Below are 5,169 nucleotides of genomic sequence, written 5' to 3'. Positions count from 1 at the left end.
TTTGAAGAAGGATTTTATATTGACCTCTTCTAACCACCGTCTGTTTACTTTGCTCGCATTTTGCGGGCTTTTTTAATCAATAGTTAGCTATTTGGCGAACTTTCTTATTATATAAAAAAGAGTTTCGCTTGCGAAACTCTCCGCCTGCGGCGGGCCGCGTAAGCGGCATCTTCCTTTCCGCCGCAGTGCGATCCCCGCGGAGCGTTTTTTTATTTCATAGGACACTTTCCTATGAAATAAAAAAACTCCTGAAAATTCAGGAGCTTTCCAGAGGCGACAACCAGATTTGAACTGGTGATCAGGGTGTTGCAGACCCATGCCTTACCACTTGGCTATGTCGCCACAGCTATTTGATTATAGCAAAACATTTTATTTCCGTCAAGACCAAAAAATAATTTTTTTCAAAAAGTACGAGCCTGTTACTTACCCCCTGGCTAAGGGCCGCTTTCTCCTCTTCTCCCTGCTATACGCCAGTTTAAGCATTCACTGGCATTCACTAAAACAGGAAAGAACCCTGGGACAGCGGGATGCGCGTATACCTATTGTGACACAGGACAGACGCCCGCCCCGCGTTCCAAACAGAAGTACACATCCCTCTCCAGGGTTCTTTCCGGCCTTTTTTAATAAACTCCCTTACAGATCCAGTTTCAGATTCTTAAACAGAGATCCGAGACTTGTAGAAAGCCCTTCGCTCTGGGGAAGATCATAGGACTCCTCCACTACTTCCTGAGCTGTCGCATCTTTCAGAGCTTTCATGCTGAGGCTTAATTTTCCTTCTTTTACAGCGATAACTTTTACTTTTACTTTATCTCCGACTTTGAGAACTGCATCCGGAGATTTTATTCTCTTCTCACTGATCTGGGATACATGTACCAGGCCGGACAGACCGCTGCCCAGATTGATAAAGGCTCCATAAGGCTGAATACTTTCTACGGTACCCTCCGTAACCAGACCAACCTGTACGTTGGAAATTCTGGCCTTACGCTCCTCGGCAGCCTGTTCTCTTAAGATTTCACGGGCAGACAGGATTAAGCGCTTGTCCTCTTCCACCACATCAAGGACTTTGACCTGGATTTCCTTATTCAGGAATTCATTCAGATCCTCCACATAATTCAAAGAGAGCTTAGAAGCCGGAATAAATCCGCGGATTCCTTCCACATAGGCAACAACGCCGCTCTTCACCACCCCTTTGACCGTTACGGTGAGAACCGTGTCCTCTTCCTTCAGTTGTCTTAGCTTGTCCCAGGCCAGCTCGTCATCCGCTTCGATCTTAGACAGCAGAATGTGCCCCTGTCCGTCATCCTTCTTGACTACGGTTGCGCTGATCTCATCTCCTACCGCTACATGTTCCTTCAGACTGTAACCGGGTTCCCGGCTGAACTTGTCCAGCGGAATGATGCCTTCCGTGTAATATTTCAGATCCACGGTAACATCTTCATCACCTACAGCGATCACGACGCCTGTCATGATCTCCCCCTCCACAATCTCTTTAAAGGAAGCTTCCAGTTCCGTGGCATAATCCTCCATGGAAGCTCCTTCCTCCGTTACCGGAGTTACATCGGCCTTCTGTTCTTCTGACATATCTGACACTTCCTTTCCATTGCTATACTGTCACGCACCATTATATCATAACAATTCTCATTTGACACGTTTCTTACACGAAAAAGGCATAATTTATTCGTAAAAAAATAACAGATTTGCAAAGAAGCATAGCATTTTTGTAACATTTACCCTGTATAATAATAAAAAGTAAAAAAAGTACGACGATAACGGAAAAGGATGTGATTGTATGAGTAAGAAAATGCGTGCTGTGGTTTGTGTCTTTCTCTTTATGTTTTTCATCGGAATCAGCGATATTACACTCATGCGTGTATCTGCCGAACCGAATACGGAGGCAGAGGCATCCATTCCCCACACCAGTATAGATACAGGGACAAAAGACCGGGACATCGCAGTGGAAATCTTATGTGACCACCTGTCGGAGGATATCGCGGATCTCACCACCCAGATGAGGGAATGCAATGTAAGTGATCTGGTAGAAACAGACGATTCTGTATATGCATATTTTGATAAAGATTTCTCCACAGCTCCGGTCTACGACGTATACGCAGTGATCCGGACGGCGGACGGAACCTATACATTTGTAACGCTGAACACTCCCGAGAAGCTTACCGCCGGGCAGGTCGATCAGCAGCTGCAGCAGATAGCTGCAAACAACGGCACTTTTGCCTCTTAATAATAGAGTCCTCACCAAATCAAAGAGTGCTGTGCGGATGAATTCATCTTTCATCCCACAGCACTCTTTGCGCGGAGCCGGCGCGGTTAATGGCTCATCTCTATGCGTTATTTCTCTTTCAATTTCTTATTTATCTTCATAGCTTCGTTCCGGTAATACAGATAAAAGCAAAACCAGATCACCCCTGTAACAGCCAGAATACCTGCGATCATACCAATCACCATTCCCGCTCCGTACTGCAAAGGGACCCACCCCCTCCAAAAAGCAGCGATAAAATAGATCGTCAGTCCGATCCCCAGATGGATCAGTACCTGAATTCCCCTGGCCATCTCTTCCTTGTCATAGACCACACTGGGAATTGTAAATCCCAGTCCGATTATAATACCTGCAATAATATTGGCGTAATAGTCACTGGTATTGGAGATGAGAAATTCCGGTCCTGAAGTTGCGACACCAAACATGCCGATAAACACATTCATGGTACATCCCCATGCGATCCCCATAAGAAATAATTTTAAAATTTTTTTCATATGCATCCTCCTTACAAACCCAGATATTTTTTGAACTCAGGCAGGTATTTTCTCGAGATATAATCCTTACAGCCATTCTTCAGATGCAGGACCATCATTCCGTTAAAGGAAGGCTCGACGCTGTCCAGTTCCCGCAGATTGACAACCGTGGACTTGGAGATCTGCATAAATCCTTTTCCCAGTGATTCTTTTAATTCATATAACCGTTTCTTCGAACAGTACTTATTCCTGCCGCAGTAGATGACTGTCTCCGATGACTCAACCCTTACCATGCAGACTTCCTCAGGACTCAGCACAATGATCCGTTCCCGGTCATTGGCCGTGATCACCGTTTCCCGTTTCTCCAGCGAAGCGGCCGCCTGTCGAATCTCCTCCGTTACATTTCCGGTAAATATCACTGCGTATGGTTCTTTGATGTCCCCGGATATTTTGATTTCCACCCGCAAGATCACCAACTCCTTTCTCCACTTATTTGTTGTCATGTTTATTATAATGGATACCATATGAAGTTGTCATTTGATCTGCTGTAAGTGGTCTATATCCGAAGGTAAGATGCATCCCTTATGGCTTTTCAGCCACGAATCAGCCCGATCAGCAGGCAGGCTGCTCCCAGCACCAGAATCATCACAAATCTTTTCATAGATACGGTATAAAGGCACTGGGGACGATCCTTCCTATACTTCACAGGCAGTTTGGTTCCGATCTGTGCATGAGCCGGTACCTGAATCCGATTCTCAGATAGATACTCCCTGCCCTGTACCTCATACCGGAAGACCGCCCATCTGGCATCCTTTGGATTATTTCCATTCCCCGAGGTATATAATTCCATCACCGTCCCCGTGGCATCGCCTGTCTTTCCCTTATTTCTCCACAGATTCCATCCATCCTTACAGGCCAGCAGCACAAAAACCACCCCCGCCACACATAAAAACATTCCTTCCACGCTCATCCGATATCCTCCTAGTTTGTACCATTCTTTGTTCTGGTTATACACTTTTATCACCATACCGTCAAGCGCAGTTTTACTTTATATACGCGTCACCTCTGAAATTAACTTCCTCTTGTTTTCCCGAACACTGCACTTCTCACATACTTCATAAACAATTATTCCGTCTATACCGTTTCCCACCGGTTTGAAGCAGCGATTATGTATATCCATACCGTGATACATGTTTCTCCAAATATTCCATATAATAACCGAAACATATAATAAACGATTCATGTAAAAACCGAAACCTTATAGACACTTTATTTAGCGGAACAGGAGAACATCACCATGAAGATATTATTTTATGATACCAAAAGCTATGACCGGGAATCCTTTGAAAAATTACTTCCTCAATATCCGCAATTGGAGCTGGAATTTATGGAAACCGAATTGTCTCCCCGGACCGCGCGGCTGGCACAGGATTATGATGCCATCTGCGCATTCGTAAACTCCGATGTAGAGACCCGGACCATAGAGGCATTGCACCGCAGCAATGTCCGTCTGATTCTGATGCGCTGCGCCGGTTTTAACAACGTGGATGTGGACACAGCCGCACGGCTCGGCATCACGATCATGAGGGTCCCCGGCTACTCCCCGGAGGCGGTCGCTGAGCACGCCATGGCTCTGGCTCTGACCGTGAACCGCCATATGCACAAAGCTTATGTGAAGGTGCGGGAAAATGATTTCAGCCTCAACAGTTTGATGGGATTTAACTTTTATCAAAAGACAGCCGGGATCATCGGCACCGGCAAGATCGGAGCCGCCATGGCACGGATCTGCCGGGGCTTCGGCATGCGCATTCTGGCCTATGACGTATACCGCAATCCTTCCCTCGATTTTGTAGAATATGTGTATCTGGACGCCCTTCTAAAAGCCAGTGACCTGGTATCCTTACATTGTCCGCTTACCGATGACACCTACCACCTGATCAACCGGGATACGATCCGTGAAATGAAGGAAGGTGTCATTCTGGTCAACACATCCCGGGGCGGCCTGGTCAAGACTGAAGACCTGATCGAGGGCATCCGCGCCCGCAAATTCTTCGGGGTTGGCCTGGATGTATATGAAGAAGAAAACCGCAACGTATTCGAGGACCGGTCCGACGATATCATGGAACATTCCACCACCGCCCGCCTGCTGTCCTTTCCCAATGTGATGATCACCTCACATCAGGGCTTTTTCACCGACGAGGCGCTGGACGCCATCAGTTCTGTTACGCTGCAGAACGCTATGGACTTCCTGAACGGCGTGGAAAACGGGAATGTTGTGTGAGCTTAAAACCAGTCCCCCGTTACTATTCACGGCCAACTTTGGTAAATGGGGATTTTGATACTGAGGTCCGGGCTGAAGGGAAGCGGCGTGTCTTGGGGAGCCGGGCAGCAAATCTCGCGGGGCCAAATCACTTCGGCCGGACC

At 46.9% G+C, this 5,169-nt stretch carries 6 protein-coding genes and 1 tRNA gene; 2 read left to right on the top strand and 5 right to left on the bottom strand.

Going from position 1 to position 5,169, the window contains the following annotated elements:
- Window positions 1–271: 271 nt before the first annotated feature.
- Both ABC831_RS26250 and ABC831_RS26245 read right to left on the bottom strand, forming a co-directional pair.
- Window positions 272–342, bottom strand: a tRNA-Cys gene (locus ABC831_RS26250).
- 291 nt (window positions 343–633) lie between these two features.
- The gene (locus tag ABC831_RS26245; RefSeq protein WP_343251035.1) at window positions 634–1,581 is read right to left on the bottom strand and encodes a S1 RNA-binding domain-containing protein; all 948 of its coding nucleotides are present in this window, start codon (window positions 1,579–1,581) and stop codon (window positions 634–636) included.
- Between the two features lie 208 nt (window positions 1,582–1,789).
- Here ABC831_RS26245 and ABC831_RS26240 point away from each other — a divergent pair, with 208 nt between their 5' ends.
- Window positions 1,790–2,236 carry a hypothetical protein gene (locus ABC831_RS26240; protein WP_343251034.1) on the top strand — a complete coding sequence of 149 codons (447 nt, stop codon included), beginning with the start codon at window positions 1,790–1,792 and terminating at the stop codon, window positions 2,234–2,236.
- Between the two features lie 107 nt (window positions 2,237–2,343).
- On the opposite strand, the gene ABC831_RS26235 is transcribed toward ABC831_RS26240, so the two are convergent.
- The 3 genes from ABC831_RS26235 to ABC831_RS26225 form a co-directional block, all read right to left on the bottom strand.
- Window positions 2,344–2,766: a DUF3021 domain-containing protein gene (locus ABC831_RS26235; protein ID WP_343251033.1), complete on the bottom strand. Its 423-nt coding sequence runs from the start codon at window positions 2,764–2,766 to the stop codon at window positions 2,344–2,346.
- A gap of 11 nt (window positions 2,767–2,777) precedes the next feature.
- Complete coding sequence (locus tag ABC831_RS26230; RefSeq protein WP_343251032.1) at window positions 2,778–3,248, bottom strand: LytTR family DNA-binding domain-containing protein; 471 nt, start codon at window positions 3,246–3,248, stop codon at window positions 2,778–2,780.
- An 89-nt stretch (window positions 3,249–3,337) separates the two neighbouring features.
- Window positions 3,338–3,715, bottom strand: a complete 378-nt coding sequence (locus ABC831_RS26225) for a DUF3592 domain-containing protein (RefSeq protein WP_343251031.1) — start codon at window positions 3,713–3,715, stop codon at window positions 3,338–3,340.
- 327 nt (window positions 3,716–4,042) lie between these two features.
- On the opposite strand from ABC831_RS26225, the gene ABC831_RS26220 reads away from it, so the two are divergent.
- The gene (locus ABC831_RS26220; RefSeq protein WP_343251030.1) at window positions 4,043–5,026 is read left to right on the top strand and encodes a 2-hydroxyacid dehydrogenase; all 984 of its coding nucleotides are present in this window, start codon (window positions 4,043–4,045) and stop codon (window positions 5,024–5,026) included.
- Window positions 5,027–5,169 lie beyond the last annotated feature (143 nt).

The organism is Diplocloster hominis (genome assembly GCF_032380655.1).
In the GTDB taxonomy this organism is placed as follows: Bacteria; Bacillota; Clostridia; order Lachnospirales; family Lachnospiraceae; genus Diplocloster; species Diplocloster hominis.
The sequence above is the reverse complement of the archived record's forward strand: the minus strand, read 5'-3'. Positions and strand labels throughout refer to the sequence as shown.